22 protein-coding genes and 1 tRNA gene are annotated in these 26831 nt (G+C 71.9%); 6 read left to right on the top strand and 17 right to left on the bottom strand.

Annotation, left to right across the window (positions count from 1 at the left end; genetic code table 11):
* The first annotated feature begins 264 nt into the window (after nt 1-264).
* Nucleotides 265-561: a WXG100 family type VII secretion target gene (locus RM590_RS09820; protein ID WP_311704043.1), complete on the top strand. Its 297-nt coding sequence runs from the start codon at nt 265-267 to the stop codon at nt 559-561.
* A gap of 170 nt (nt 562-731) precedes the next feature.
* Here the strand turns inward: RM590_RS09820 and RM590_RS09825 are convergent, their stop codons facing one another.
* From RM590_RS09825 to RM590_RS09835, 3 genes are all read right to left on the bottom strand, one after another.
* Nucleotides 732-5594, bottom strand: a complete 4863-nt coding sequence (locus tag RM590_RS09825) for a DNA repair ATPase (protein ID WP_394813835.1) — start codon at nt 5592-5594, stop codon at nt 732-734.
* A gap of 46 nt (nt 5595-5640) precedes the next feature.
* Nucleotides 5641-7680 (bottom strand): SPFH domain-containing protein, encoded by a 2040-nt coding sequence (locus tag RM590_RS09830; RefSeq protein WP_311704044.1) that lies wholly within the window; start codon nt 7678-7680, stop codon nt 5641-5643.
* Between the two features lie 67 nt (nt 7681-7747).
* Entirely contained in the window at nt 7748-8380 is a 633-nt protein-coding gene (locus RM590_RS09835) for a hypothetical protein (RefSeq protein WP_311704045.1), read from the bottom strand.
* Nucleotides 8381-8553: 173 nt separating this feature from the next.
* Between RM590_RS09835 and RM590_RS09840 the strand changes: the two genes are divergently transcribed.
* The 3 genes from RM590_RS09840 to nhaA all read left to right on the top strand — a co-directional run bounded on the left by RM590_RS09840 (nt 8554) and on the right by nhaA (nt 12082).
* The gene (locus RM590_RS09840) at nt 8554-9927 is read left to right on the top strand and encodes a TrkH family potassium uptake protein (RefSeq protein WP_311704046.1); all 1374 of its coding nucleotides are present in this window, start codon (nt 8554-8556) and stop codon (nt 9925-9927) included.
* A 2-nt stretch (nt 9928-9929) separates the two neighbouring features.
* Nucleotides 9930-10655, top strand: coding sequence for a potassium channel family protein (locus tag RM590_RS09845; protein WP_311704047.1), 726 nt, complete (start codon nt 9930-9932; stop codon nt 10653-10655).
* 158 nt (nt 10656-10813) lie between these two features.
* Nucleotides 10814-12082: a Na+/H+ antiporter NhaA gene (gene nhaA / locus RM590_RS09850; RefSeq protein WP_311704048.1), complete on the top strand. Its 1269-nt coding sequence runs from the start codon at nt 10814-10816 to the stop codon at nt 12080-12082.
* On the opposite strand, the gene RM590_RS09855 is transcribed toward nhaA, so the two are convergent.
* The 6 genes from RM590_RS09855 to RM590_RS09880 form a co-directional block, all read right to left on the bottom strand.
* On the bottom strand, nt 12055-13122 hold the full coding sequence (locus RM590_RS09855; protein ID WP_311704049.1) for an ABC transporter ATP-binding protein: 1068 nt from the start codon (nt 13120-13122) through the stop codon (nt 12055-12057). The two genes, nhaA and RM590_RS09855, sit on opposite strands and share 28 nt — an antisense overlap.
* Nucleotides 13122-13955: a carbohydrate ABC transporter permease gene (locus RM590_RS09860; protein WP_311704050.1), complete on the bottom strand. Its 834-nt coding sequence runs from the start codon at nt 13953-13955 to the stop codon at nt 13122-13124. The genes RM590_RS09855 and RM590_RS09860 overlap by 1 nt, the downstream gene beginning before the upstream one ends.
* Nucleotides 13952-14848, bottom strand: coding sequence for a carbohydrate ABC transporter permease (locus RM590_RS09865; protein ID WP_311704051.1), 897 nt, complete (start codon nt 14846-14848; stop codon nt 13952-13954). Before RM590_RS09865 ends, RM590_RS09860 begins: the two co-directional genes overlap by 4 nt.
* Nucleotides 14838-16199: an extracellular solute-binding protein gene (locus RM590_RS09870; RefSeq protein ID WP_311704052.1), complete on the bottom strand. Its 1362-nt coding sequence runs from the start codon at nt 16197-16199 to the stop codon at nt 14838-14840. Before RM590_RS09870 ends, RM590_RS09865 begins: the two co-directional genes overlap by 11 nt.
* Nucleotides 16200-16320: 121 nt before the next feature.
* On the bottom strand, nt 16321-16818 hold the full coding sequence (locus RM590_RS09875) for a MarR family winged helix-turn-helix transcriptional regulator (RefSeq protein WP_311704053.1): 498 nt from the start codon (nt 16816-16818) through the stop codon (nt 16321-16323).
* Nucleotides 16819-16896: 78 nt separating this feature from the next.
* On the bottom strand, nt 16897-17418 hold the full coding sequence (locus RM590_RS09880; RefSeq protein ID WP_311704054.1) for a MarR family winged helix-turn-helix transcriptional regulator: 522 nt from the start codon (nt 17416-17418) through the stop codon (nt 16897-16899).
* 127 nt (nt 17419-17545) lie between these two features.
* On the opposite strand from RM590_RS09880, the gene RM590_RS09885 reads away from it, so the two are divergent.
* Entirely contained in the window at nt 17546-18583 is a 1038-nt protein-coding gene (locus RM590_RS09885; protein WP_311704055.1) for an EamA family transporter, read from the top strand.
* A gap of 164 nt (nt 18584-18747) precedes the next feature.
* Entirely contained in the window at nt 18748-19968 is a 1221-nt protein-coding gene (locus tag RM590_RS09890) for an RNA-guided endonuclease InsQ/TnpB family protein (protein ID WP_311704056.1), read from the top strand.
* A gap of 302 nt (nt 19969-20270) precedes the next feature.
* On the opposite strand, the gene RM590_RS09895 is transcribed toward RM590_RS09890, so the two are convergent.
* The 8 genes from RM590_RS09895 to RM590_RS09930 form a co-directional block, all read right to left on the bottom strand.
* Nucleotides 20271-20765 carry a hypothetical protein gene (locus RM590_RS09895; RefSeq protein WP_311704057.1) on the bottom strand — a complete coding sequence of 165 codons (495 nt, stop codon included), beginning with the start codon at nt 20763-20765 and terminating at the stop codon, nt 20271-20273.
* 294 nt (nt 20766-21059) lie between these two features.
* A tRNA-Cys gene (locus RM590_RS09900) sits at nt 21060-21131 on the bottom strand.
* 100 nt (nt 21132-21231) lie between these two features.
* A complete protein-coding gene (locus tag RM590_RS09905) occupies nt 21232-21969 on the bottom strand; it encodes a GntR family transcriptional regulator (RefSeq protein WP_311704058.1) in 738 nt (245 codons plus the stop codon).
* A 9-nt stretch (nt 21970-21978) separates the two neighbouring features.
* Nucleotides 21979-23001 (bottom strand): Gfo/Idh/MocA family protein, encoded by a 1023-nt coding sequence (locus tag RM590_RS09910; RefSeq protein ID WP_311704059.1) that lies wholly within the window; start codon nt 22999-23001, stop codon nt 21979-21981.
* Nucleotides 23002-23047: 46 nt separating this feature from the next.
* Nucleotides 23048-23935: a sugar phosphate isomerase/epimerase family protein gene (locus RM590_RS09915; protein WP_311704060.1), complete on the bottom strand. Its 888-nt coding sequence runs from the start codon at nt 23933-23935 to the stop codon at nt 23048-23050.
* Nucleotides 23932-24774 carry an ATP-binding cassette domain-containing protein gene (locus RM590_RS09920; protein ID WP_394813836.1) on the bottom strand — a complete coding sequence of 281 codons (843 nt, stop codon included), beginning with the start codon at nt 24772-24774 and terminating at the stop codon, nt 23932-23934. Before RM590_RS09920 ends, RM590_RS09915 begins: the two co-directional genes overlap by 4 nt.
* Nucleotides 24771-25817: an ABC transporter permease gene (locus RM590_RS09925; RefSeq protein WP_311704062.1), complete on the bottom strand. Its 1047-nt coding sequence runs from the start codon at nt 25815-25817 to the stop codon at nt 24771-24773. Before RM590_RS09925 ends, RM590_RS09920 begins: the two co-directional genes overlap by 4 nt.
* The gene (locus tag RM590_RS09930; RefSeq protein ID WP_311704063.1) at nt 25814-26815 is read right to left on the bottom strand and encodes a substrate-binding domain-containing protein; all 1002 of its coding nucleotides are present in this window, start codon (nt 26813-26815) and stop codon (nt 25814-25816) included. Before RM590_RS09930 ends, RM590_RS09925 begins: the two co-directional genes overlap by 4 nt.
* Between the last annotated feature and the right edge of the window lie 16 nt (nt 26816-26831).

A 26831-nucleotide genomic window follows, 5' to 3' on the forward strand; every position in this document is an offset into this window, starting at 1 on the left:
TCGCATCTTGCGTGAGTGTGACAACGGGTGCTGGGCAGCGGCTCGGACGTTCCCGGAAAGTCGTTGCAACCACCCGGTGGGAACTGGCGTCCTTGGTGTCACCGAGGTTCACGGGACGCCCACTTGACCGGGGGTATCGTCTTGTGTTCAGCGGACGTAGTCTGAGTGGTCGTGGCCCCCAGCCGGAGCACCCAGGCCACGCACCACCATCCGGAATGAAAGCGGGGGGACCGGCCCTCCGCCCCACCGAGGAGGGGATCCGTCATGGCCGACATCCAAGTGACATATGACCAGATGCGAGAGGCCGGCGACCGGCTCATCTCCGAGTACGAGACCATGGACGCGAAGCTGGAGGAGCTTCAGTCCTACATCGATGGTCTGGTGTCGGACGGGTACGTGACCTCCAGGTCCTCGCGTGCCTTCGACGAGTCGTACCGGGAGTTCACCCAGGGTGCCAAGAAGGTCCTCGAGGGCCTCCAGGGCATGGGCCAGTTCCTGAAGACGGCCGCCGACGCCATGGAGGAGACGGACACCGGCCTGGAGTCCGCCATCCGGGGCTGACCCCTCGCATTCGCCGAAGGGCGGTGCCGGCGCGCGCGAACCATCGCGCGCCCGGCGCCGCCCTTCCGGCGTTTCATGGCAATCCGGGCGCCGGAGCGCCGGGAAAGCCCCGGATTCTCCACGTAAGGATATGGCGAAGATTTGGTGCGGGGCCGGCCGCCGGGGCCGCCTCACCGGCGGCGGCCGGCGAGCCAGGCGCGTTTGATCTCGGCCCAGCGCGCGGCCTGCTCGGTCGTGAGCCGGCCGCGCAACTCGGCGAGTTTCAGGAGATTCGCCTCGGCGGCGGTCGTCAGGGTCTGGGCCTCGGCCAGGTAGTGGTCGTCGATGACGGCTTCGAGTTCGGCATCGTTCATCACCGGGGAGACGCGTTCGGCGAGCTTGTTGGTGTCGCGGTAGGAGCCCTGGAGGCGGAACGGCGGCTCGGTGCGGGTGACATCGTCCTGGCCGGCGGAGGCGATGTAGGCGGCGTTGACGGCGAGGGTGGTGCGCCGGACGCGCAGCAGCTTTCCGAGGACGGCCAGGATCTGGTCGAGTTCGGCGGGGGCGTAGGGGTGGCGCAGCCGGTCGGCGGTGGCGGTGGGGTCGCCCTCGGCGAGGCGGACCAGCAGGTCGGTGTCGGCGGGGTCGCGGGCGGCGAGCGAAGCGAGGACGGGGTGCGAGGTGAGGGCGTTCTCGATGTGGCTGAGGGCGAACAGGTCCTCGCGGCCGGTGAGGACGTCGCCGAGGTTCCAGACGTCGGCGCGGTTGGCGAGCATGTCGGGCAGGGCGAAGCGGGTGCCGGACTCGGTGAACGGGTTGCCCGCCATGGAGACGGCGAAGCGCTTGCCGCGCAGGTCGTGGGTGACGGGCTCGCCGTTCCCGGTGCGGACGCCGTCGACGCGGCGCTGGGCGTCGCACAGCGGGATGAAGCGCTGGAGCAGTTCGGGCGAGGTGTGCTGGATGTCGTCGAGGTGGAGTAGGACGTTGTTGCCCATCTCCAGCGCGAAGTTGATCTTCTCGACCTCGCGGCGGGCGGCGGCGTCGGGCGCGGCGGCCGGGTCCAGCGAGGTGGTGCCGTGGCCGAGCGCGGGGCCGTCGACCTTGACGAAGACAAGGCCGAGCCGGGCGGCGACGTATTCCATCAGCGTGGTCTTCCCGTAGCCGGGCGGGGACAGCAGGAGTAGCAGGCCCTGGCTGTCGGTGCGGCGGGTGGTGCCGGCGGCGCCGAGCTGTTTGGCGAAGTTGTCGCCGACGAGCGGCAGATAGACCTCGTCGAGGAGGCGGTTGCGGACGAAGGCGGGCATGACGCGGGGGCGGAACGCGGCCAGCCGCAGGCGTTCGCGTTCGGCGTCCAGGAGGGCGTTGCGGCGCCGGGTGTACGCGCGGTGGGCGGGCACGCGAACTGCGCGGAACTCGGTGGTGCGGGTGAGGAACTCGTCGAGCCGGATGGTCAGTTCGCCGTCGGTGAGCCGGGGGTGGGTGCCCAGCAGGCCGGTGGCGGTGGCGGTCAGGGGTGCGTCGAGGGGCCGGTGGTCCAGGACGCCGGCGCACAGGTCGAGGGCGACGGCCTCGGGCAGGTCGGTGGTGTCGCGGCCGGTGGCCTCGGCGAACGCGCCGAGCCAGGCGTGCAGGAGCTCGTGGCGGGCGGCGAGGTCGCCGCCGAGGGCGGCCGTCTCCTGGGCCAGCTCCTTGACGCCGGTGGGTCCGAGGGCGGCCCGGAAGTCGTCGAGCAGGGCGCGGGCGGCGGCGCCGGCGGCGAATACCGGGCCTCCGTGGGCCAGTTCCTCGACGAGGTAGTCGCCGACGGCGGGGGTGACCGGCCGGGGCAGCGTGCCGCCGCCACCGGCCTCGGCGGCGGTGGTGAGGAACTCGTCGGCGGCCTCGGTGAGTTCGGCCGCGAGGGCGGCGGTGGCACCGGGGTCGGCGTGGTCGCCGCCGAACGTGGCGCGGGCGCGGGCGAGTGAGACGGCCCGGGTGGTCCAGGCGGCGCGCCGGGCGGGGCCGGTGCCGTGCGCCCACAGGAGCTGGGCGGCAGCACGGGCCGCGGGCGGGAAGCGGAGCGGGCCGGCGCCGCGCGCCAGGCGCAGCAGCGCGGTGAGTATGGCGGTGGCGTCGGCGTCGTGGACGCCGCGGTCGTAGCCCTCGTCGTGGGCGGACTCGGCGGCGCGGCGGACGAGTTCGGCGATCCGGGCCGGGTCGGCGGGGGCGGCGGGGTCGTCGCCGGCGAGCGCGGTGGGCAGCACGGTGGCGGCGAGGTGTTCGGCGCGGTAGACGTCGGGCGACTCGGACGGCAGCGGCTGGTCGCGGAAGGCGCGGGCGGCGGCGAGTTCGGGGTCGTGGACGGGGGCGCGGTAGTCGGTGCCGGTGATGGCGAACGCGAGTCCGGCGCCGTCGGGGATCAGCGTGAGGTCGAGTGGCTGCCGAGTCACGGAGAAGTGGTGGCGGCCCAGCCGGACGGTGCCGTCCGGGGCGAACATCTCGGCGCGGTCGCGCAGCGCGCGGCCGGCCTCCTGGCGGGCGGCGGCCAGCCGGCCGTCGAGCTCGTCGGCGGGTACGGTCTCGCCGATGCGGCGCAGTTCGGCGGCGGTGGCGCGGACGCGGGCGACCAGGGGGTCGGCGGCGAAGTAGGCGTTGACGGCGTCCTGGGTGTCGAGGTCGGCCAGGGAGGTGGCGCGGCGGGTGACGGTGGCCAGCAGCCGGTCGGCGGAGGCGGCCAGCCGCCGGGCGTGGTGGGCGCGTTCGTCGAGCCCGGCCTGCTTGCGGGCGGCGAAGGTCTCGTGGATCTCCTCGCGCCGCCGGGTGAGTTGGTCGAGGAAGTCGTCGGTGGTGCCGAAGCGCGCGGTGAGGCTCTCCAGGTGGAGGAGGAGCCGGCCGAGGTGTTCGTCGCACTCCTCGGGGGTGGAGGCGGCGGCGAGGGAGGCGACGACGGCCTGGCCGAGGAGCGCCAGTTCGGCGACGAACTCGGCGCGGCCCTCGCTCTCGCCCAGCTCGCGGCGGCGGCCGTCGAGGATCGCGCGGGCGCGGTTGACGGCGCCCATGACCTCGCCGATGCGGGTGAGGAGGGCGGTGCGGACGGTGGCGTCGGCGATGTCGAGGCCGCCGATGACGTCGGTGACGGTGCGCAGGGCCTCGGCCTGTCCGTCGATCTCGGCGGCCAGCGGCTCGGCGTGCGCCACGCTGTCCACGGCGGCGGCGCGTTCGGCCAGGCGCGCGACGGCGGCGTGGGTGTCGTCGAACGCCTCGGGGCGGGAGAGGAACGCGACGGCGCGGCGGCCGGTGGCGGTCAGGGCCTCGGCCAGCCGGCCGGCGATGGCGTCGATGGCGTCCGTGTCGGCGTGCCGCAGGCCGCGCAGCGTCTCGGCGTGGCCCTGGGCACGGCGCAGTTCGGTGAGGAGCGCGACCCAGTCGTCGGCGGTCCGGTGGGCCTCGCCGCGGGCGCGGCGCAGCAGGGCGGTGACGTCGGCGTCGGCCTGGGCGACGGCGTCCGCGGCCTGCCGGCGCAGCCCGCGGACGCGTTCGTACTCGTCGATGACCTGGGTGGCGGTGGCGCGCAGGGTGGCGACGGGTTCGTGCAGGGCGGCGGCGCCGGCCATGCGCAGCCAGGGGTGCTGGTCGGTGAGCCGGTCGCAGGCGGCGACGACGGCCTCGAAGACGGCGGTGTCGGGTTCGAGGTCGGTGGCGAGCCGGGCGACGGTGAACGCGTCGGAGATGCCGCGCACCAGCTCGGCGTTGCCGATGCGGGCCAGCGGCCCGGCGGCTGGCGGCTGGGCGGCGGCGTGCGCCTCGGAGACGAACGGGGTGCGCCAGAGCTGCACGGGGTGGACGCGGGCGGGCTCGCTGGTCTCGGCGCGGCCCAGGGCGAGGGTGCCGTCGTCGAAGAGGGCGAAGCCGTACGCGGTGAGCGGGGCGGCGACCTCCTTTCGGATGAGGTTGTAGGGGAGCAGCAGGGCCCGGCCGCCGGCCGGGTCGCGGAAGACGTACAGCAGGTCCTCGCCGTTGGGCGAGCGGATGACGCCGTCCCGGGCCAGGCCCCGGGTGTCGGTGTCGAAGGTGCGGGCGGCCGAGCCGGCGGGGGCGGCGGCCAGGTAGTAGCCGCCGGGGAAGATGAGGCCCTGGTCGTCGGGGAGGGCGTGGCACGCCTGCCCGATGGCGTCGATGCGGACGACTTCCCCGGTGCGGGTGTTGTGGACGAGGTGGCGGGGCGCGGCCTCGTTGTAGGGGAGGACGCGCAGCAGGATCAGAGGGCCGACGCGGGCGTGCGCGACCTGCGCGTCGGCGAGCGACTGGAGGGGCTCCTCGACCGGCTCGCGGTGGATGCCGTCGGGGGTGGTGGTGTCGTTCTCGGTCTTGATGGCGAGGAAGCCGCCGACGGTGCTGACGTAGAGCGTGTCCTGGACGGCGATATGGGGGTGGGTGCCGGTGACGTGGTGCTCGCGGCCGGCGGGCACCCAGGTGATGTCCTCGGGCGCGGGCCGCAGATGGTCGCGTTCGCCCTTGGCGTCGAGGTATTCGGGGCGGCCGTCGGGGTGCAGGCGCCAGCGCAGGACGCGGATGTCGGTGGCCGCCTCGCCGGTGGCGAACACGGCCAGCAGCAGCCCGCCGGTGACACGCAGCCGGCGCAGCCGGGCCTGCCGGAAGTAGCGGTAGAGGTCGACCAGGTCGCGGGTGAACGCGGGGTCGTCCAGCAGCCCCGGCACCGCGTCGGGCGGTGCCGGGGTCAGGGTGTCGCCGGTTCTGTGGTGGAGGGTGAGCGTGTCCGGGCCGGTGAGCGGGTGGTGGCCGGCGAGCAGGGCGCCGCCGACCTGCACCAGGTCGGCGGGTGTGGCCGGCTCCTCGGTGCGCAGCCGGTCGGTGGCGACGAGTTCGAGGTCGCTGCCGCCGAACGTCTCGACGCGGCGGGCGTTGAGCGCCCGGGCGCGGTCGGCGAGGTCGCGCGCGGCGGCCGTCATCCGGTCGCGCAAGACCTCGTAACTGCCGCTGTCAAGGCTTGTCCCGGCCAGATCCGCCGGGTCACCGGCCCTCGTCGCGCCGGTCGATTCAGTGGTGTCGGTCACGTCGCTCGTTCCCCCCAGCCCGGTATCCGCTCGTTGTGAAACGCCGCTACTTGTGCAGCGAGACGGAATTGGTGCCGCTGCCCGCGCCGCTCAGCTCGGTCAGCCGCAGGTCGCCCAGCCCCTGCGCGGTGACCGTCTCCAGCAGGCTGCCGAGCTGGCCGCCCCGGTCGCCGCCGCGGGCGATCAGCGAGGTGAGCAGCCCGGCGACGGTGAGGTCGCGCAGGCCGCCCGTGCCCAGCCCGCCGAGCAGCGCGGCGAGGTCCTTGGTGAAGGTGGAGCCGTTCTTGTCCAGCCAGGGCCCGGCCATGGTCCGGACGTGCTCGGAGCGTTCGACGAAGGCGTCCACGCCCTTGCCCGCGGAGATCGCGCCGACCAGCCGGTCGAAGAAGACGGAGTCGCCGCCGACGATGTCGATGCGGGCGTTCTCCAGGCCCGCGCCGACGACCGCGGCCTGTGCCTCGGCGATCTGCCGCTGGACGTCGATGCCGGCGATCCGGATCTCCTTCTCGGCCTCCAGGCGCAGCCGGTACTCCTCGTGGTCGCGGCTCGCGGCGTCCAGGGCGGCCATGGCGCCGGCCTTCTCCTGGATACCGGTGGCCTCGGCCGTCATCTTCTCCCGCAGCGCCTCGGCCTCGGCCAGGCCCATCTCCTTGGTGGCCTCGGCCTCGGCGTGCCGGGTGCGGGCGATGGCGTCGGCCATCCGCTCCTGGACCTCGGCCTCGGCCAGGCCCTCGGCGGCGACGTCGGCGCGCTTGCCCTCGGCGAGGCGGATGGCGGCCTGCGCGTCGAGGTCGGCGGCCTTGCGGCGGGCCTCGGCCAGGGTCAGGGCCTCGCGGGCCTTGTGCTCGGCGGCGGCCTCCGCGGCCTCGGCGGCCTTGATGTCCTTGACCAGCCGCTCCTGGGCCTCGGCCTCGGCGGCGATGATCACGGCCTGCCGGCCGCGCTCGGCCTCCTCGACGGTGCGCAGCTTCTTGATCTCCTCCTCCTGCTGCGCGACGGTCTTCTCCACCGCGATGCGCTCCCGGACGACGTCGGCTATCTCGCGCTTCTCGCCCTCGACCTCCTTGTCCTTGGCGATACTGCGCAGCTCGGTCTCGCGGTCGCGCGCGATGACTTCGAGCAGCCGGTCCTTCTCGATGCGCTCCTTCTCGACGGCGACGACGCGGTCGCGGTTGAGGCGGGCGACGACGATCTCGCGTTCGCGGTTCTCGTTCTGGACGCCGAGCTGTTCCTCGGTCTTGATGTGGGCGGTCTGGGAACGCAGCCGCTCCTCGGCCTGGATGCGGGCGGTCTCGGCCTCCTCGCGGGCGCGGGTGGTCTCGATCTCGCGCTGCTGCTTGATCTCGGCGTCGGCCTGGCGGCGTTCGAGTTCGAGCACGGCCTCCCGGGCGTCGACGTTCTGCCGGGTGATCTCCTTCTCCTCGCTGCGCCGGAACTCGTTGGTGCGGACGTTCTGCGCGGCGGTCAGCTCGGTGATCTTGCGGATGCCCTGGGCGTCGAGGATGTTGTTCTTGTCGAGGTGCGAAAGCGGAGTCTGCTCCAGGTAGTCGATGGCCGCGTCCTCCAGGCTGTAGCCGTTGAGGTCGGTGCCGATGACGGCGATGATCCGGTCGCGGAACTCCTCGCGCTTGGTGTAGAGGTCGGCGAAGTCGAGCTGCTTGCCGACGGTCTTGAGCGCCTCGGAGAACTTCGCGTTGAACAGCTCCTGGAGCGTGGCCCGGTCGCTGGCGCGCTGCGTTCCGATGGCCTGGGCGACCTTGATGACGTCGGAGACGGTCTTGTTGACCCGGACGAAGAACGAGATGCGGATGTCGGCCCGGATGTTGTCGCGGCAGATCAGGCCCTCCTTGCCGGTGCGGCCGATCTCGATGGCCTTGACCGAGATGTCCATCGTCTCGGCCTTGTGGAGCACGGGCAGCACCACGGCACCGGTGAAGGTCACGTCGACCTTGCGGACCTTGGAGATGATGAGCGCCTTGCCCTGCTCCACCTTGCGGAAGAGCCGGCTGAGGATGAACAGGACGGCGATGAGGATGATCAGCAGCGCGGCGATGAGCACGCCGAGGCTGGCGCCTATGGTGTCCATGACGGAATGAGGCCCCCCTCGTGAAGGTCACGGTCGTGTGGCGTGGACGGCAGGTGAAAGGACGCTGTCAGGTGAGCGCCCGGTTCTCCCCGGGGCCCAAGTCCCCGGAATCGTAGGGCGCCACCCAGAAGTACGCGCCGTCGGACTCGTAGCCGAAGATCAGCGCGCGCCGCCCGGCGGTGAGCTCGGCGGCCTCCGGGCCCTCGGCCCGGACCTGGATGATCGAGGTGCCGCCGTCGTCGGCGGTGATCTCTGCCTGGCCGAAGTCGTGGGCCACCCGGCCGGTGCGGATGACGCACACCCGGCCCACGAAGTCCTGGTGGTAGACGCCCTGCTCGGCGGGGAACGCGCGCCGCAGCGGCAGCACCACGAGCCGGGCGCCGCACCAGCCGCCCAGCAGGGCGGCCGGCAGTGCGGCGGCGCGCTGCCAGCCGGCGTCGAGCAGTTCGGTGCCGGTCATCGCGACGAACCACCCGACCGCGATCACCAGCGACACCGGGATTGCGGCGGGCACGCCGCCGAGGCCGGCCAGGGCCAGCGCGCCCGCGACGCCGCCGGGCTCCCCCGGCTCGGCGGTGTCGGCGACGGAGGCGCCCACCCCGAAGAGGATGGAGAAGATCCAATAGAGCAGGACGACGGCGAGCGGAAGGGTGAAGACCACCGCGGGAAACTGCGCAGCGGTCGTGAAGAACTCTCTCATGCCCCACCCCTGGTGAACACGCCGGCCGTCGTAGTACCTCACGCGCCGCCGGGCCCGTTGGTTCCGGCGCACCGACATGACGTGCCAGGACCGCGTTAAGAAACCCCTGCTCGGCACCATGACCGCGTTAGGGTGACCCGGTTGTCGGCCCCCCGCACGGAACGGCGAACGACGTGGCGCACCTCCCCGCACCGCTGCGCCGGATGGTGTTCCACACCCACCCGGCGCGCATGGTGGCCATTGCCTTCGGCATCACCGTGGTCATCGGCACCACCCTGCTGGCGCTGCCCGTCGCCACGACGGACGGCACGTCGGCTCCGTTGCTGACCGCTCTGTTCACCGCCACCTCGGCGGTGTGCGTGACGGGCCTGGTCGTGGTGGACACCGGCACGTACTGGTCCGGGTTCGGCGAGGGCGTGATCCTGGCCCTGATCCAGGTCGGCGGTTTCGGGATCATGGCGCTGGCGTCGCTGCTCGCGCTGCTGATGGCGGGCAAGCTGCGGCTGCGGATGACGCTGAGCCTCCAGGCCGAGACGAAGAGCAGCGGCATCGGCGACGTGCGGTCCGTGCTGCGCCGGGTTGCGCTGATCACCCTGACGGTGGAGGCGGTCACCGCCACAATCCTGACCCTGCGGCTGTTCCTCGGGCGCGGCGAGCCGTTCGACCGGTCGCTGTACTACGGGGTCTTCCACGCGGTGTCGGCGTTCAACAACGCGGGGTTCGGCCTGTACGCGGACAGTCTCGTCGGCTACGCCGAGGACCCGTGGGTGATGCTGCCGGTCGCCGGAGCGGTGATCCTGGGCGGCATCGGCTTCCCGGTGATCATCGAGCTGCTGCGGCACCGCTCGCGGCGCCGGACCACCGGGCGGGTGGGCTGGTCGCTGCATCTGAAGCTCACCCTCCTCACCACGGCCGTGCTGCTGGTCGCGGGCACCGCGATGACCCTGCTGCTGGAGTGGTCCAACCGGGGCACACTCGGCCCGCTGGGCGTGGGCGGGAAGGCGCTCGGCGCGTTCTTCCACTCCGCGATGAGCCGCACCGCCGGGTTCAACGCCACCGACATCGCCGCGATGGAGCCCGCGACGCTGCTGGGCACCTGTGCGCTGATGTTCATCGGCGGCGGCAGCGGGGGCACCGCGGGCGGCATCAAGGTCACCACGTTCGCGGTGCTGGGCGTGGCGATTCTGGCGGAGGTGCGCGGAGAGCCCTCCTCCGGCATCTTCGGGCGCAAGCTCGCCCCGCATGTGCTGCGGCAGGCCCTCACGGTGGCGCTGCTGGGCGTCGGCCTGGTGATGGCCTCCAGCATCGCGCTGCTGGCGATGGTCGACGCGCGCGCCGACCTCGTGCTGTTCGAGACGGTGTCGGCCTTCGGCACGGTGGGCCTGTCGGCGGGCCTCACCTATGACCTCCCGGCGGCGGCCGAGCTGATCCTGATCATGCTGATGTTCATCGGCAGGGTCGGGCCGATCACCCTGGTCTCCGCGCTCGCGCTGCGCGAGAGGCGGCGCCGTTACCAGCTTCCCGAAGAACGACCCATCATTGGATAGCGATGAATACCTACCTGCACTCGCTGCGCCGGCGGCGCGGCAAACGGCTGGCGCACACCTACGCCCAGCAGCACACCGGGGACCAGCGGGTCGCCGTCATCGGCCTGGGCCGCTTCGGGAGCTCGCTGGCCGGGGAGCTGATGCGGCGCGGCTGGGAGGTGCTCGGCGTGGACGAGGACGAGCGCCTGGTGCAGCGGCACAGCGAGACGCTCACCCATGTCGCGGTGGCCGACTGCACCGACATCGAGGTGCTGCGGCAGCTCGGCGTGCACGAGTTCCCCAGCGTGGTCGTGGCCATCGGCACGGACATCGAGGCCAGCATCCTGGTGACCTCCAACCTCCTGGACGACTCGGTCCCCAACATCTGGGCCAAGGCGATCAGCCGCCAGCACGGCAAGATCCTGGAGCGGCTGGGCGCCCACCACGTGGTGCTGCCCGAGCACGAGATGGGTGAGCGGGTGGCCCACCTGGTGACCGGGCGGATGCTGGACTTCATCGAGTTCGACGACGACTACGCGCTGGTCAAGACGGTCGCCCCGGAGGTGGCCACCGGCGTTCCGCTGGGCGTGAGCGCGGTGCGCACCAAGCACGGCGTGACGGTCGTCGGCATCAAGCGGCCGGGCCAGGACTTCACACACGCGACCGCCGAGACCGTGGTGGCGCCGGGCGACGTGATCATCGTGACCGGGCGGACCGAGGCGGTGGAGGCGTTCACCGAGCTGAGCTGATGCGCGCGAGGGGCCCGGGGAAGGCGGTCTGAACAAACGACCGGTTTGCGGGTACGGTGTTAAGAGGGCGTAAGCGTGTACCCGCGCGATGCCCCTGGTGCGCCGGGAAGTCTGGTCGGCAACGTACGTCTATGTCTGTTTCCGACCGAAAGGCCGCCATGACGCAGCCCCCCGCCCTGCCGCCGTTCCGCGCCGCCCGGGACTCCCACGCCGAAGAGGAGCGCGACCGCCGGTCGCTCGCGGAGTTCCTGCGGCTGGAGGTCTCCGGCGGGCTGATGCTGCTGATCGCGGCGGCCCTCGCCCTCGGGCTGGCCAACTCCCCGCTCGCCGAGGACTACTTCTCGCTGCGCGACCACCACCTCGACATCCCCGCCCTGGGCCTGGAGCTGTCGGTCGGCCACTGGGCGTCCGACGGGCTGCTGGCGATCTTCTTCTTCATCGCCGGCATCGAGCTGAAACGTGAGCTGGTGGTCGGCGAGCTGCGCCGCCCGGCCGCCGCCGTCCTGCCGGTCGTAGCCGCCGTCGGCGGCATGGTCGTGCCCGCGCTGATCTATGTGGCCGTCGCGGTGGCCGGCGACGGGGACACCGGTGGCTGGGCGGTGCCGATGGCCACGGACATCGCGTTCGCGCTGGGTGTGCTGGCCGTTGTCGGCCGCCATCTGCCCAGCGCGCTGCGCACGTTCCTGCTCACCCTGGCGATCGTGGACGACCTGATCGCGATCATCGTCATCGCGATCTTCTTCACCTCCGACCTGAATCTGCTCGCGCTGCTCGGCGCGCTGGCGGGCCTGGCCCTCTTCTACGTGCTGCACCGCCGCGGCGTCACCGGCTGGTACATCTATGTGCCGCTCGCCCTGCTGATCTGGGGCCTGATGTACAACAGCGGCGTGCACGCCACCATCGCGGGCGTGGCGATCGGCATGCTGCTGCGCACCACCGCCGGGCCGCTGGAGAAGCAGTCGCCGGCCGAGCGTGTCGAGCACCTGGTCCACCCGTACTCCGCGGGGCTCGCGGTGCCGCTGTTCGCGCTGTTCGCCGCCGGGGTGGAGGTGTCCCCGGACACCTTCGGCGACATGGTGACCGAGCCGGAGGCGCTGGGCGTGGTGCTCGGCCTGTTCGCCGGGAAGGTCATCGGCGTCTTCGGCGCGACGTTCCTGGCGGCCCGTTTCACCAAGGCGCGGCTGAACCCGGCGCTGACCTGGCCGGACATGTTCGGCGCGGCGATGCTCGCGGGCATCGGCTTCACCGTGTCGCTGCTGATCGCCGAGCTGGCCTTCACCGGCGTGCCGCACCTGGAGGAGCACGTGAAGGTCGCCGTGCTGATCGGCTCGCTGCTGTCCGCGGTGTGCGCGGGTGTGCTGCTGACGCTGCGCGGCCGGGTGCACCGGGCCGCCGCCGTTCAGGACACCAGCTCGCCGTCCCGGTAGAGCAGCACGCGGTCCGGCCGGGGCGTGGCGAAGCCCGTGGTGCCCAGCGGCACCTCGGTGTCCTCGTCGACGACGACCTGCACGGGCCCGGCCGGGCCGTCCAGGGTGACCAGTTGGGCGCTGCCCAGGTTCTCCACGACGGTGACGCGGCCGGTCAGCGCGCCGTCGGCCGCCTTGGTGCCCCAGCCCAGGTACTCCGGCCGCACGCCGTAGACCACCTTCTCGCCCTCGGTGACGCCGCCGGTGCCCGGGCCGCCGGGCACCGGCACGCCGCCCACGGCGACCCGGCCGTCGCCGCGCACGACGCCGTCCAGCAGGTTCATGGGGGTGGAGCCGATGAACGAGGCGACGAACGTGTTGGCGGGGCGGGTGAACACCTCGGCCGGCGTGCCGACCTGGCGCACCCGCCCGTCCTCCAGGACGGCGATCCGGTCGGCCAGCGCCAGCGCCTCCGCCTGGTCGTGGGTGACGAAGACGCAGGTGACCTTCAGCTCCCGCTGGAGCCGCTTGAGGAACGTCCGCGCCTCCAGCCGCATGCGCGCGTCCAGGTTGGACAGCGGCTCGTCCAGCAGGAACGCGCGGGGGTGGCAGGCCATCGCCCGGGCCAGCGCGACCCGTTGCTGCTGCCCGCCGGAGAGCTGGCCGGGGCGGCGCGCCAGGAAGCCGTCCAGCCCCAGCGCGGCGGCGGTCTCGGCCGCCTTCGCGCGCCGCTCGCCGCCGGGCACCTTCTTGATGCGCAACGGGTAGGCGATGTTGTCGGAGACGGACATGTGCGGGAAGAGCGCATAGTCCTGGAAGACCATCGCGATGTCCCGCCGCCCCGGCGGCAGCTCCGTGACGTCCGCCCCGCCGATGCGCACCGCGCCGCCGGTGGCCTCCTCCAGCCCGGCGATGGTGCGCAGCAGGGTGGTCTTGCCGCAGCCGGAGGGGCCGAGCAGGGCGAAGAACTCCCCGTCGGCGATGGCCAGATCCACGGCGTCCAGCGCCTTGACGCCGCCCGGGTAGAGCTTGGAGAGCCGGGTCAGTTCGATCGCTGCCATCAGTGCTTGATCCCTCCGTGGAACCGGAAGCCGTACCGGGAGGAGACGAACAGGAACATCACCACGACCGGCAGGGAGTACAGCAGGGAGAAGGTGGAGATCAGCGCGAGGTCGGGCTGTCCGCCCTCGGTGTAGAACGTGTACATCACGACCGCCGCCGGGGACTTCTCCGGCGAGCGCAGCAGCAGGAACGGGATCAGGAAGTTCCCCCAGACCTGCGCCACCGACCACACGCCGACGGTGGCCAGGCCGGGCCGGATCAGCGGGATCACCAGGTGCCGCACGATCTGGAACGGTGAGGCGCCGAAGACGCGGGCGGACTCCTCGTAGGAGCGCGGGGTGGTGTCGGTGAAGTCCTTCAGGATGAAGATGGCGCTGGGCAGCAGCCCGCCGGACAGGACGAGGATGACGCCCAGTTGGGAGTCGATGAGCTTCAGCTCGTACGCCAGGTTGAACAGCGGGACCATCGCGGCGGTGCCGGTGACGATGGAGGACAGCAGCAGCAGCGCGTACAGCAGCCCGTCGCGCCCGGGCAGCCGCACCCGGCTGAGCGCGTACGCGGCGAACGCGGCCAGCGCCACGACGATGCCGCCGGTGCCGGCCGCCAGCAGCACCGAATTCCGCAGCGAACGCAGGGCGTTGTCGTTGTCCAGCAGCTCCCGGAAGTTGTCCAGGGTGAACTGGGGCAGCGCGGCGGCGGTGGCGGGCTCCCGGTCGAACGGCGCGAACGCCAGCCACAGCAGCGGCAGCGCGAAGAAGCCCAGCAGCAGACAGACGAAGGTGTAGCGGACGATGACGCGAACGGCGGCCCCCACGCCGGTCGTTGGGGTCATGGCAGCGTCACCTCCGGCCGCTCCCGGCGCGCGCGCAGCAGCCGCACGTACACCAGGGCGATCACCAGATTGACCAGCAGCATGAGCACCGACAGGGCGGCGCCGTAACCGAGTTCGCCGCCGAAGAGCGCCGTCTTGTAGATGAAGACGGGCATGATCTCCGTCTCGTCGCCGGGGCCGCCGTTGGTCAGCAGGAACGGGGTGAAGTCATTGAACGTCCACAGGCTGATCAGCAGCAGATTGGTGAGGACGTGCCCGCGGATCGCGGGGAACACCACGTCCCGCAACTGCTGCCAGCCGGAGGCCCCGGCCAGCCGGGCGGTCTCCAGTTGCGTCGGCGACACGGTGCCCAGCGCGGCGGCGTAGAGCATCATCGAGAACGCGGTGCCGCGCCAGATGTTGAAGACGATGATCGAGGCCATCGGGTGCTCCACCAGCCAGGCGGTGCCCCCGGTGCCCAGCAGCGCGTTGAGCGTGCCGTCGTCCCGGTCCAGCAGGGCGATCCACAGGAACGCCACCACCGAGCCGGGCAGGATCCAGGCCAGCAGCACCAGCGCCTCGACGAGGCGGCGCAGCAGGCCGGTGCGCTCGCGCAGCAGCCAGGCGATGGCGAAGCCGAGGACGGCCTGCCCGAGGACGGCGGACCCGACGACGAACTGGAGCGTCAGCCCCAGCGAGTGGGTGAAACTCTCCTCGTCCAGGGCCCGTTCGACGTTGTCCAGGCCGACGAACTGCGGGTCGGCCGCGGCCAGCCCGGTCAGCCGGTAGTCGGTCATGCCGAGGTAGAGGGTCCACAGGGCGGGGAAGACCAGGAAGCCTGCGATCAGCAGCAGCGCCGGCGCGACGAACGCCGCGGCCCGCCCCCGCCCGAGCCCCGCGGCGTCAGCCGGCACCGCCCGCGACCTCCCCGAGTCCCTCCGCGTAGTCGGCCGCGGCCTCCTCCGGGCTGCTGTCGCCGGCGGCGACGGCGGCCGTGGCCTCCTGCAACAGCACGGACACCTGCGGGTATTCGGCCAGCGGCGGCCGGAAGGTGGTCAGCGGCAGCACCTCCTCGGCGATGAATGACAGCAGCGGATCGCCCGCCAGCACCTGGTCGTTGACATCGGTGCGCGCGGTGATCCGGGCGTCGCCCTCCACGGCGGCGGTGATGGCCTCGGCGGAGTTCATGAACGTCAGCAGCTCGTACGCCACATCGGCGTGGTCGCTCGCCGGGTTCACCACGCGGACGCTGCCGCCCGACATGCTGACGAAGTCCTGGCCGCCGACGCCCGCCCCGGGCTCGGCGGCCGGGATCAGCGCCCAGCCGACGGCCTCGTCGCGGTTGTCCATGGGGGCGGTGCCGCCGTCGGGGTTGATGACGCTGCGCCAGAAGTAGTCGCCCTCCACCAGGATGCCGATCTCCCCGGCGGCGAACCGCTCGAACGACTTGTCCCGGCCCTGCGCCTCCTCCTGGAGCACCGGATCGCCCAGCCCGCCGCCGTAGATCTCCTCGTAGAACGCGAGGGCTTCGGTGAGGCCGGCGCTCGCGCCCGTCCACTCCTCGCCGTCGTGGATCTCCTCGCCGGCGCCCGCCAGCAGCGGCAACAGCCCCTGCATGGTGGTGGCTTCGCCCATCGCGGTGCCCGCGTTGAGCTGGATGGGCGTCACGCCGTCGAGTCCGGCGAGCGCCTCGGCGGCCTCGGTGATCTCCGCCCAGCTCGTCGGCTGCCAGTCGGCGGGCAGCCCGGCCTCGGCGAACAACTCCTTGTTGTAGAAGAGCACGCGCCCGTCGGTGCCCCACGGGATCCCGTACAACTGGTCCTCGAACGCGGCCAGTTGCTGCACGGCCTCGGGGATCTGCGACCAGCCGTCCCAGTCGGTGTCCGGCAGCGGCTCGATGTACCCGGCCTGGGCGAACTCCCCCACCCAGATGCCGTCCAGCGTCAGGATGTCCGGTCCGGCGCCGGCCTGGAGGTCGAGCGCCAGCCGGGTCTTGAACTGCTCGTCGTCGACGCCGCTGGGCTCGAAGGAGACGTCGACCTCAACGCCCCGGTCACGCTGCTCCGCCTCGAAGGCGGGGATGACCCACTCCTCGATCCACTCGGCCTCCTCGGTGTTCTTTCCGCCGGTCGCCGCGTTGGCGGAGATCGTCAGCTCGATCGCGCCGCCGTCCCCGTCGGAACCGGACCCCCCGCACGCCGCGAGGACGAGTCCCGTTCCCACGGCTCCGGCCAGCGCCGTGGCACGCCTGGTGAGCTCCCGCATCAGCCATCTCCTCGTTGAGACGATGCAGGACAGTTACCCGAGGAGCGGACAGTCGTAAAGCCCTGCGACCGGATCGGCGCCGGAACGGGCTTCGGCCCAACTCCCCGGTGCGGCCGGGGAGTCAGCAGCGGCGGAGGGTGGCGCCGACCGCGCGCAGCGCCTCGGTGGCCCGCGCCACCAGCTCCGGCGGCAGGCCGGCGAACAGCTTCTCCTGGGCCGCGGCCTCGGCCAGCACGGCCCGCTCGGCGAGCGCCCGGCCGCCGTCCGTCAGCTCGATCAGCGCGCCGCGCCCGTCGCCCGGGGCCTCCAGGCGGCGCACCAGGCAGCGGGCGCCCAGCCGGTTGATGATGTTGCTCGTGCCGCCGCTGGACAGCAGCACGGCGCCGCTGAGCTCGTTGGGCCGCAGGCGGTAGGGCGGGCCGATGCGGCGCAGCGTCACCAGCACGTCGAACTCGGCCGGGGTGAGGTCGAACGCCGGCAGCTCGCGCCGGGTGACCGCCGCCATCTCGGCCGCGAGCGACATGACGCGCTTGACCAACTCCGTTGCCGGGCCGAGCGCCTCGGGGAGCTCGGCCTTCCATGACGCGATCAGCTCATCCACCTGGTCACTGTCACCCACGCGCTTAGCGTAAGAGCGGCTCCGGAAGAGCCGAAAGCCCCCCGCTTTGCAAATCTTTGACGATTGATCGGAATCGGGTCAGCGGCCCCCCAGGTGCGTGTCGCCCAGCGCGATGAGCAGGCGGCGCAGCGCCGTGTCCAGGGCCCGCCGGTCCCCCTCACCGAGGGCGGCCAGCATGCGCTCCTCGTTGGCGATGTGCACGACGACGACGCGGTCGATCAGCTCCAGGCCGGCCGGGGTGAGCCGGACCCGCACGGCGCGGCGGTCGCCGAGGTCCGGGCGGCGCTCGATGAGGCCCTTGCGCTCCAGCTTGTCCAGCCGGTTGGTGATGGCGCCGGAGGTGACCATCGCGGACTTCAGCAGCCCGCCGGGGGTCAGCTCGTACGGGGCGCCGGACCGGCGCAGGGTGGCGAGCACGTCGAACTCCGGCTGCTCCAGGTCGAATTGGGCGAACACGGACTTCATTCCCCTGGCCAGCAGATGGGACGCGCGGTTGATCCGGCCGACCAGGGCCATGGCGTCCAGGCCCCCCAGATCGGGGCGCTCGCGCGCCCACTGCCCGCGCAGCTCGTCGACGGCGTCGGTCTCGCCCGTGCCCATGCGCACCCCTCCGGCCATTCGCCTCGAGATTCGTCTCAACATTCAGATACTTGACGTTCTCGGGATTCTACCCGCACACTTGTCTCAACATTGAGAAGACCAGCACTGAGATAGCGAGGGCTGAGAGATGTCCGAGTCCAGCGTGTTCGCGCGCCCCTGGGCGACCGCCGCGCTCGCCGCCGTCGGCCCGGCCACCTGGGGCACGACGTATGTGACGACCACCGAGCTGCTGCCGCCCGACCGCCCGTTGCTGGCCGCCGCGCTGCGCGCCCTGCCCGCCGGGCTGCTGCTGATGGCCGTCACCCGGCGGCTGCCCCGGGGCGCGTGGTGGTGGCGCGCCGCCGTCCTCGGCCTGCTCAACTTCGGGGCGTTCTTCCCGCTGCTCTTCTACGGCGCCTACCACCTGCCGGGCGGCGTCGCCGCCACGATCGGCGCGGTGAGCCCGCTGCTGGTGGCGGCGTTCGGCATCGGCGTGCTCAAGGTGCGGCCGTCGGCGGCCACGCTGCTGGCCGGGCTGGTGGGCCTGGCCGGGGTTGCGCTGCTGGTGCTGCGGGGCGGCGCGTCGATGGATCCCGGCGGGGTGGCGGCGATGCTGCTGGCCACCGCGCTGATGGCGTTCGCCGTGGTCCTGGCCAAGCGCTGGGGGCGGCCGGCGGGCGTCTCGCTGCTGACGCTCACCGGCTGGCAGTTGACGGCCGGCGGGCTGGTGCTCGCCCCGCTGGCGCTCGCCGCCGAGGGCCCGCCGCCCGCGCTCGGCCCGGGCCACCTCGTGGGCTACGCGTATCTCGGACTGGTGGGCACCGCCCTGGCCTACGCGCTGTGGTTCCGCGGCATAGAGCGGCTGCCGGCCTCGTCGGTGGCGTTCCTCGGCCTGACCAACCCGATCGTGGCCACGCTGGCCGGGCTGCTGGTGCTGGGCCAGACACTGGGCGGCTGGCAGGTGGCCGGGCTGGTGCTGGTGCTGGCCGGTGTCCTCGGCGGCCAGGTCGCCGGCCTCCGGCAGCGCCCGGCCACTGCCGCGGCACTCCCCCGCCCCCGCCCCCGGGACCGGCGACCGGTGGCGGGCGGCCCGGGCGGGATTCCGGTCCGCAACGGGCAGCGGGAGATAGCCTGTTCGACCGATGGCGACCATGGCCGTGACCGGCCACCAGCGTCTTGTCAGTGAGTACCGGCCTCCTGTCAGACCGGCGGAAAATGGGTTCTTAAGACTGCTCCCACAGTGATGATTCTTCGTGGTGACGCTGCGGATGGGGCTGACCCGCTCTGACAGTGTCTGCCCGCGCGGACATCCATACCCTCAGCCATAACCAACGTACGTAGGGTGTTCGCATGCAGCTTCGTTACCAGTACCGCGTCACTCTGACGCCCGGCCAGCGCATCAGCGCGGCCAGGGTGTTCGGGTGCCGACGCGTGGTCTGGAACGATGCCCTGGCCCGGCAGAAGTCGGTGAAGGCATCGAACAAGCTGCTGGGTAACCCCAAGAACCGGCTCGCCCAAGGCCCATACCAGTACGTGCCGAAGAATGCGGACTTGTCCAGGACGCTGATCACGCAGGCGAAGAGGACCGCTGAGCGGGCGTTCTTGACCCACTGCCCGGTCGGTGTGATGCAGCAAACCCTGCGGGACCTGGACGCCGCGTGGAGGGCGCACGAGGACTCCAAGACGGGCAAGCGCAAGGGCCCCAGGGTCGGGCCTCCGCGCTTCAAGTCTAAGCGGGACAGCCGACAGTCGGCCCGCTACACCCGATCCGACCGGTTCGCGATCCTCGACAACGGGCGCCTGCGCCTACCGAAGATCGGGGATGCGCGGGTGAAGTGGACCAGGGATCTTCCCTCCGGCCCGACATCGGCGACGCTGATCAAGGATCGGTCCGGCCGGTACTTCGTCAGCTTCGTCGTGGAGACCGACCCCGCCAATGACGCACTTCCGCCCGTGGACGGTGACCAGGGCATCGACCTGGGCCTGACCCGCTTCGCGGTCCTCGCCGATGGGTCACACATCGCCAGTCCGAAGTACCTGCGCCGGGCGGAGACGAAGCTGAAGAAGCGGCAGCGGGAGCTGTCACGCAAGCAGAAGGGATCGAACAACCGGGAGAAGGCCCGCCTCCGGGTCGCCCGCGCGCATGCCAGGGTCGCCGACAGCCGTCGCAACTTCCATCACCAGTGGTCCCACAAGCTGACGAGCGAGAACCAAGCCGTCTTCACCGAGACCCTGAACGTCCGTGGACTGGCGCGAACCCGGCTGGCCAAGAGCGTGCACGATGCGGGATGGGCACAGTTCCTGATGTTCTGTGAGTACAAGGCGATCCGGCGCGGCCGATCCTTCGCAAAGGTCGCCCGCAATTTCCCGAGTTCCCAGACATGTTCCGCCTGCGGCTTCCGCGACGGCCCCAAGCCGCTGCACGTGCGCACCTGGACCTGCCCGGACTGCGCAACACGGCATGACCGGGACTGGAACGCTGGACGGAACGTCCGCCTCGAAGGCCGCCGCATCCTCACAGCCGAAACGACAGAACCACCCACCTCCGGACGGGAGGCCCGACGCCGGTAACGGCGGCGGTAAACGCCTGCGGAGCGCGCATAAGACCAGGCAGCAGCCCGGCAGCACGCACAACCCCCACCCCGCGTGGGGAGGAAACAGGAACCCACCCGGAGCCGGTAGCCCTGATACAACGGGACCACCAGCAGACGGAGAATCCCCGGTGCTTCAACGCGGGGAGGGGGACGTCAAATGAATCTGACGGACGCGACGACGGCGCCGCCGAGGCCGTCGTCCGGGCCCGGACGACGGGCCTACTGTCCACGTGATCCGGCCGCCGGGAGTAGCCCGGCGCGCCGCCCGACCCGTCCTCGTCAGCAGGCGTCGAAGACCCAGGTGTCGCCCTGGAGGCGCCAGGGCTGCCCCGCCAGCCGTTCGTCGAACTCCGGCACTCCCACGGTGTAGGTGACGCGGGCGAGTTCGCCCTCCATCTGCTCCACCACGAAGCTCTCGACGGCGAGCCCGCCATGGTCCGCGGCGGCCTGGTCGAGCTGTTCGGCGTAGGCCTCCAGCTCGATCGCGCCCTGGCAGCGTTCGGAGATGAGGCCATAGGCGGTCTCCGCGTCCGGGGCGAAGAACGCCTCGGTGTAGGCGCGTACGGACTCCTCCAGCGCGGCGGCGGCCTCCGGGTCGATGTCGGCGGCGGGCGGCTGGTCCCGCGTGGACTGCTCGGGCGGAGCGGACTCCTCGGATTCCTCCCCGTCGTCCCCGGAGTCGTCGGAGCAGCCGGCGGCCATGAGGGCGAGCAGGGCCGCGGCCGTGAGGGCCGTCAGGGCGCGCGGAAGGCGCGGGCGGATGCGCTGTGACATGAGCACAGCGTGACACGGAAGGGGCGTGTGGGGGCAGGGGCGCGGGCGCCCGGCCCGGGGCCGTCCCGACCGTGCACCGTGCACGCTTCGGTCCCGGAATTGGGCGCCGTGCACTTTGGCCGGTCCCCGTCGCGCGCCTTACCTTCTCCGTCTGGGGACGAGGCTGAAGCAGTACGGAAGGAAGGAATGGGCAATGCGCATGCCGCAATCGACCACCGAACGGCTCGTTTCCCGGCCCGGGCCGGCCGCGTTCTCCGACATCAACGTGACCAGGTCGCGGTGAGCGGTGACTTGAGGCCGTGACCGGAATCGAACCGGCGTAACTCGCTTTGCAGGCAAGCCCCTCAACCACTCGGGCACACGGCCGCTGCGCCACCGACTCTGCCGCCCGCCCGGGGACCGGTCAACGGATCCGGGCCATCCGCAACACGACTGCCGACCGGCGTTCATGCCCGTTCATGTGGGTTCATGAACGGATCAAAAGCTGGAGTTCGAAGGTGTAGCGGGAGGCCCGGTAAAGGTGGGTGCCGTACTCGACCGGGCGGCCCGAGTCGTCGAACGCGGTGCGATGCATGCTCAGCAGCGGGGCGCCCGGCGACTCGTCCAGGAGCTCGGCCTCCCCGGGGGTGGCGGCCCGGGCGCCGATGGACTGCCGGGCGCTGTGCAGGGTCGTGCCGGCCGCGCGCATCAGCCGGTACAGGCCGGTGGCCTCCAGGTCGGCCCGGGCCGGCGGCCGGCGGCCGGCCGGCAGGTAGTTGCGCAGATAGGCCAGCGGGGCGCCATGGGTGAGCCGGAGCCGTTCGATCCGGTGGACCTCGGTGCCCTCCGCGACCCCGAGGGCACCGGCGACCTCGGCCGGGGCCGGCACCGCCGTGATGTCCAGGACGCGGGTCGCCGGGCGCTGCCCGGCGGCCGCCAAGTCGTCGTAGAGACTGCTCAGTTCCAGGGGCCGCCGGACCTGGCTGTGCACCACCTGGGTGCCGACGCCGCGCCGGCGCACCAGCAGGCCCTTGTCCACCAGCGCCTGGATGGCCTGCCGCACCGTGGGCCGGGACAGCCCGAGGCGGCCGGCCAGGTCTATCTCGTTGACCAGGAGGGTGCCGGGCAGCAACTCGCCGTGCTCGATGGCCGCTTCGAGCTGCTGGGAGAGCTGGAAGTACAGCGGCACCGGGCTGGTGCGGTCGATGCTGAACTTCACGTCCATCGGTTCAACCTATCGTTCCGGGTACTTGGGCCGTTCGATCATCTCCACGGCCACCCGGCGGCCGGTCCGCTGGGCCTCGATGCCCGCCTCGCAGGCGGCCACTGCGGCGTAACCGTCCCAGACGCCGGGCCCGGTGACCTCGCCGCGGCGCGCGGCGTCGGCCCACTCCTGCACCTCGCGGTCGTAGGCGGCGGCGAAACGCTCGATGTAGTCGGGCGCGATCCGGCCGCCCCACCGGCCGTCCGCGCTGGTCACCAGGGCGTGTTCGTCCCCGATGCGGGCGGTGCCGCGCTCGCAGACGGCCTCGGCCTGCACCTGGTAGCCGAAGCCGGTGTTGAGGAAGATCTCGACGTCCACCAGGACGCCGCCCTCGGTCTCGAAGATGACCAGTTGCGGGTCGCTCAGCCCCTCGCGGGCCAGGGAGCTGGGCGCCGGGCGCAGCACGCGGACGGCCGCGATCTCCTCGCCCAGCAGCCAGCGGGCCGCGTCGAACTCGTGGGAGACCGAGTCGCTGATCATCATCTCGTTGGTGAAGTACGGGTGGACCGAGAGGTTGCGGTGCCGGCAGTGCAGGAGCAGCGGGCGGCCCAGTTCGCGGTCCCGCAGCAGCCGGGCGAGCTGGCGGTACTCGGCGTCGTAGCGGCGCATGAAGCCGACTTGAACGCGGCGGTGGCCGAGCTTCCGTTCGGCTTCCAGCACGCGCAGGGCGCCGGCGGTGTCCGGCGTCAGCGGCTTCTCGCACAGCACCGGCAGGTCCCGGTCGAGGGCGGCGAGCAGCGTCTCCTCGTGGGCGGGGCCCGGGGAGGCGATGAGAACGGCGTCCACGCCGGGCGCGCCCATGGCCGCGTCCGGGTCGGTGTGCGCGGTGCAGCCGGCGATTCCGGCGGCGGCGCTCTCGGCGCGTTCGCGGTCGGTGTCGGCGACGGCGGCGACGCGGGCGCCGCTGATCACCCGGTCGATCCGCCGGACATGATCTGCGCCCATCTTCCCGATGCCGATGACGGCCACGCCGAGTTGGGCCTGCGTGGTCATGGTGCCTTCTTTCTCGTTGGCGCGGTTCCTTGCGGGCCGCTCGCTGTCAGGCTCCGCAGGACGCCAGGAAACGGCGGGTGCGGCTCGCGATGGGCAGCGGCTGGTCGGGGGGACAGGGGTACATGTCCTGTTCGACGATGGCGAACAGCTCGACGCCCAGGCCCCGGGCGGCGTCCAGGACGGGCGGCAGTTCGGGCACGCCGTTCGGCGGTTCGCACATGACGCCGCGCCGGACGGCCGGGCCGAACGGGATCCGCTGGGCGACCACGTCGGCCAGGATCCGGGGGTCGACCTGCTTGAGGTGCAGATAGCCGATGCGTTCGCCGTAGGTCTCGATCAGCCGGACGCTGTCGCCGCCGCAGTACGCGTAGTGCCCGGTGTCCAGGCAGAGGCTGACGATGTCGCCGTCGGTGGCGTTCAGGAAGCGGGTGACGCTCTCCTCGTCGTGCAGGTGGGTGTCGGCGTGCGGGTGGACGACCATGCGCAGCCCGAACTCCTCGCGCAGCCGGTGGCCGAGCCGTTCCATGCCGCTGACCAGGTTCGCGAACTGCTGGGGCCCCAGCCGCCCCGGCTCCAGCTCCTCGCCGCTGACCGGGTCGCGCCAGAACTCGGGGATGACGACGAGGTGTCCGGCGCCCATGGCGCGGGTGAGGGCGGCGACGTCGGCGACCTGCGCCCAGGTGGCGTCCCAGACGGCCGGCCCCCGGTGCAGCGCGGTGAACACGGTGCCCGCGGACACCCGGAGCTCGCGGCGGGCCAGTTCGTCGCCCAGCCGCGCGGGGTCGGTGGGCAGATAGCCGTAGGGGCCCAGCTCGATCCAGGAGTAGCCGGCCTCGGCGACCTCGTCGAGGAACCGGTGCCAGGGGGTCTGGCGCGGGTCGTCGGGGAACCACACGCCCCAGGAATCGGGGGCCGAGCCAACGCGGATGGTCATCGTTCCGTACCGTCCTCTCCGGGGAGCGCCTTGGTGTCCACGCCCGCGGTGCGGGCCAGTTCGTGCTTGAGCGCGGTGAGTTCGGCGCCGCCGGCCATGTGCAGCGTCAGGTCTTCCAGGGTCACGTCGGCGCGGGCCGCGCTCAGCTCGACGGTGCCGAGCCGCAGCACGGTGAAGTGGTCGCCGACCAGGTAGGCGTGGTGCGGGTTGTGGGTGATGAAGACGACGCCGAGGCCGCGTTCCCGGGCGGCGGCGATGTACTTGAGGACGACGCCGGACTGTTTGACGCCCAGCGCCGCGGTGGGCTCGTCCAGGATCAGCACCCGGGCGCCGAAGTGGACGGCGCGGGCGATGGCCACGGACTGCCGCTGGCCGCCGGAGAGCGAGCCGACGGGCTGGTCGAGATCGTCCAGCTCGATGCCCATCGCGCGCAGTTCGGCGTCGGCGACGGCCTTCATCCGGGCGATGTCCAGGCGCTGGAACGGCCCGCGTCCACGGGTGAGTTCGGAGCCGAGGAAGAAGTTCCGCCAGACGGGCATCAGGGTGACGGTGGCCAGGTCCTGGTAGACGGCGGCTATGCCGCGGCCCAGTGCCTCGCGGGGCGACGACAGCCGCACGGGCTCGCCGTCGATGCGCAGTTCGCCCTCGGTGTGCCGGTGCACCCCCGAAATGATCTTGATGAGGGTGGACTTGCCGGCGCCGTTGTCGCCGAGGACGCAACTGACCTCGGCTGGGCGGACGTCGAGGTCGACGCCGTGCAGGGCGCGGATGTTGCCGTAGGTCTTGCCGACGCCGGTGAGCCGGACAAGGGGGGTCGCGGTCGCGGGCACGCTCGTCACCTCCGGGTGGCCTGCTTGCGGACGTACAGGTTCAGCAGCGTGGCGAGCAGCAGCATCGCGCCGAGGAAGAACATGAACCAGTCCGGGTCCCAGTCGGCGTAGACGATGCCCTGCTGGACCATGCCGAACAGGAACGCGCCGATGAAGGGCCCGGCGATCGAGCCGTAGCCGCCGGTGAGCAGGCAGCCGCCGATCACCGCGGCGGCGATGTAGAGCAGCTCGCGGCCGACTCCCTCGCCGGACTGGACCGTGTTGAACGCGAAGAGCTGGTGCATGCCGACGAACCAGGCCGCGAAGCCGACCAGCGTGAACAGGCTGATCTTGACGAACGCCACCGGCACCCCGACCGCCCGCGCGCTCTCCGGCCCGCCGCCCGCCGCGAAGATCCAGTTGCCGTACTTGGTGCGCAGCAGCACCCAGGTGGCCAGGACGGCGAAGCCCGCCCACCACAGCACGGTGACGCGGATGGTGGTGTCGCCGACGCTGATCGTGGAGGCGAAGACGTCCCGCGCCTGCTCGAAACCGTCCATGTCGCGGATCGAGTCGGTCGCGACATTGCCCGTAATGGCCTTGGTGAGCGCCAGATTGAGACCTTGAAGCATCAGGAACGTGCCCAGCGTGACCAGGAAGCTGGGCAGTCTGGTCACCACGAGCAGGATGCCGTTGAACGCGCCGATGGCCAGCGACAGCACGAGCGCGACGAGCACGCCGGACCACACGTTCAGCGTGAACTGGAACGCGACCATGCTGGCGGTCAGCGCCGAGGAGGTCACGGCGACGCCGGCCGACAGGTCGAACTCGCCGCCGATCATCAGCAGCGCCACCGCCAGCCCGACGATGCCCAGCGTGGAGGACTGGTAGAGCACGGTGGACAGCGAGTCCAACTGCCGGAAGGTGGGCGCGACGGCGTAGAAGAGCACGTAGACGGCGAGCGCGCCGATCAGCGTCCCCGTCTCGGGCCGGGCCAGGACGCGGCGCGACAGCGAACGGCGCGGGCTCGCCGGGCGGGGCGGCGCCCCGGCGGTGTCGGTGGCGGCGCTCATCGGGTGCCGTTCCGGGCGAACTCGGCGACGGTATCGATGTTCTCCTGGTCGACGAACGCCGGTCCGGTCAGGACCGGTTCGGCGCCGCCGCCGCTGAAGTTCCCGTTGTTGTGGTAGAGCCAGAGCGCGTCAATGGCCAAGTACCCCTGGAGATATGGCTGTTGGTCCACCGCGAACTGCACCTGCCCCTCCTCGATGGCCGGCACGATCTCGGTGTTGAGGTCGAACGTGGCGATCGCGGCGTCGCTGCCCGCGTCGGCCACGGAGTCCACCGCGGTCAGGGCGAACGGGGCGCCGAGCGCCACCACGTAGTCGATGGAGTCGTCCTGCCGCAGCTTGGCCTCGATGGTGGAGCGCACCGAGGGCATGTCGGCGCCCTCGACGTACAGGATCTCGGTCTCGCCCTCGAACGTGGCGGCCACGCCCGCGCAGCGCGCCTCGTGGCCGACGTTGCCCTGCTCGTGGATGACGCAGATGTTGTGCCGCGCGCCGAGTTCGTTGAGCCGTTCGCCGAACGCCTCACCCGCGACCGTCTCGTCCTGGCCGAAGAACGACAGCAGGTCCATGTCCTGCCAGGCGTCCATCCCGGAGTTGATGCCGACGACCGGGATGCCCGCCTCCCGGGCCTGCCGGACGGCGCCGGAGAGCCCCTCGGGACTGGCCATCGAGATGGCTATGCCGTCCACGTCCTGATCGATGGCGTTCTGGATCAGATTGGCCTGCCCGGCGACGCTGGGGTCGCTGGAGTAGATCAGTTCCGCGTTGCTCTTGTCCGCCCCGGCCTCCGCGCCCTTGCGGACGGTGTCCCAGAACGTGTCGCCGGGCGCCCCGTGCGTGATGAGCGCGACCTCCATCCGGGGAGTGTCGGCCCGGCCCGCGGCGGCCTCCTCGGCTTCCTCCTGGGCCCGCTTGCCGCCCGAGTCGCTGGAACAGCCGGCCATGAGCAGGACCCCCGTGGCGCAAAAGGCCGCGAGAGCGGAGCGGTTGAGGCGGTTCATCCTCCGGTACCTCACT

It is taken from the genome of Streptomyces litchfieldiae, from assembly GCF_031845365.1.
Lineage (GTDB): Bacteria > Actinomycetota > Actinomycetes > Streptomycetales > Streptomycetaceae > Streptomyces > Streptomyces litchfieldiae.

Coding starts and splice junctions, on each gene's coding strand:
- RM590_RS09930 (WP_311704063.1), bottom strand. CDS start 26,815: ATGAACCGCCTCAACCGCTCCGCTCTCGCGGCCTTTTGCGCCACGGGG.
- RM590_RS09830 (WP_311704044.1), bottom strand. CDS start 7,680: ATGGACACCATAGGCGCCAGCCTCGGCGTGCTCATCGCCGCGCTGCTG.
- nhaA (WP_311704048.1), top strand. CDS start 10,814: ATGACGCAGCCCCCCGCCCTGCCGCCGTTCCGCGCCGCCCGGGACTCC.
- RM590_RS09860 (WP_311704050.1), bottom strand. CDS start 13,955: ATGACCCCAACGACCGGCGTGGGGGCCGCCGTTCGCGTCATCGTCCGC.
- RM590_RS09870 (WP_311704052.1), bottom strand. CDS start 16,199: ATGCGGGAGCTCACCAGGCGTGCCACGGCGCTGGCCGGAGCCGTGGGA.
- RM590_RS09845 (WP_311704047.1), top strand. CDS start 9,930: ATGAATACCTACCTGCACTCGCTGCGCCGGCGGCGCGGCAAACGGCTG.
- RM590_RS09885 (WP_311704055.1), top strand. CDS start 17,546: ATGTCCGAGTCCAGCGTGTTCGCGCGCCCCTGGGCGACCGCCGCGCTC.
- RM590_RS09910 (WP_311704059.1), bottom strand. CDS start 23,001: ATGACCACGCAGGCCCAACTCGGCGTGGCCGTCATCGGCATCGGGAAG.
- RM590_RS09835 (WP_311704045.1), bottom strand. CDS start 8,380: ATGAGAGAGTTCTTCACGACCGCTGCGCAGTTTCCCGCGGTGGTCTTC.
- RM590_RS09915 (WP_311704060.1), bottom strand. CDS start 23,935: ATGACCATCCGCGTTGGCTCGGCCCCCGATTCCTGGGGCGTGTGGTTC.
- RM590_RS09820 (WP_311704043.1), top strand. CDS start 265: ATGGCCGACATCCAAGTGACATATGACCAGATGCGAGAGGCCGGCGAC.
- RM590_RS09925 (WP_311704062.1), bottom strand. CDS start 25,817: ATGAGCGCCGCCACCGACACCGCCGGGGCGCCGCCCCGCCCGGCGAGC.
- RM590_RS09880 (WP_311704054.1), bottom strand. CDS start 17,418: ATGGGCACGGGCGAGACCGACGCCGTCGACGAGCTGCGCGGGCAGTGG.
- RM590_RS09890 (WP_311704056.1), top strand. CDS start 18,748: ATGCAGCTTCGTTACCAGTACCGCGTCACTCTGACGCCCGGCCAGCGC.
- RM590_RS09905 (WP_311704058.1), bottom strand. CDS start 21,969: ATGGACGTGAAGTTCAGCATCGACCGCACCAGCCCGGTGCCGCTGTAC.
- RM590_RS09895 (WP_311704057.1), bottom strand. CDS start 20,765: ATGTCACAGCGCATCCGCCCGCGCCTTCCGCGCGCCCTGACGGCCCTC.
- RM590_RS09855 (WP_311704049.1), bottom strand. CDS start 13,122: ATGGCAGCGATCGAACTGACCCGGCTCTCCAAGCTCTACCCGGGCGGC.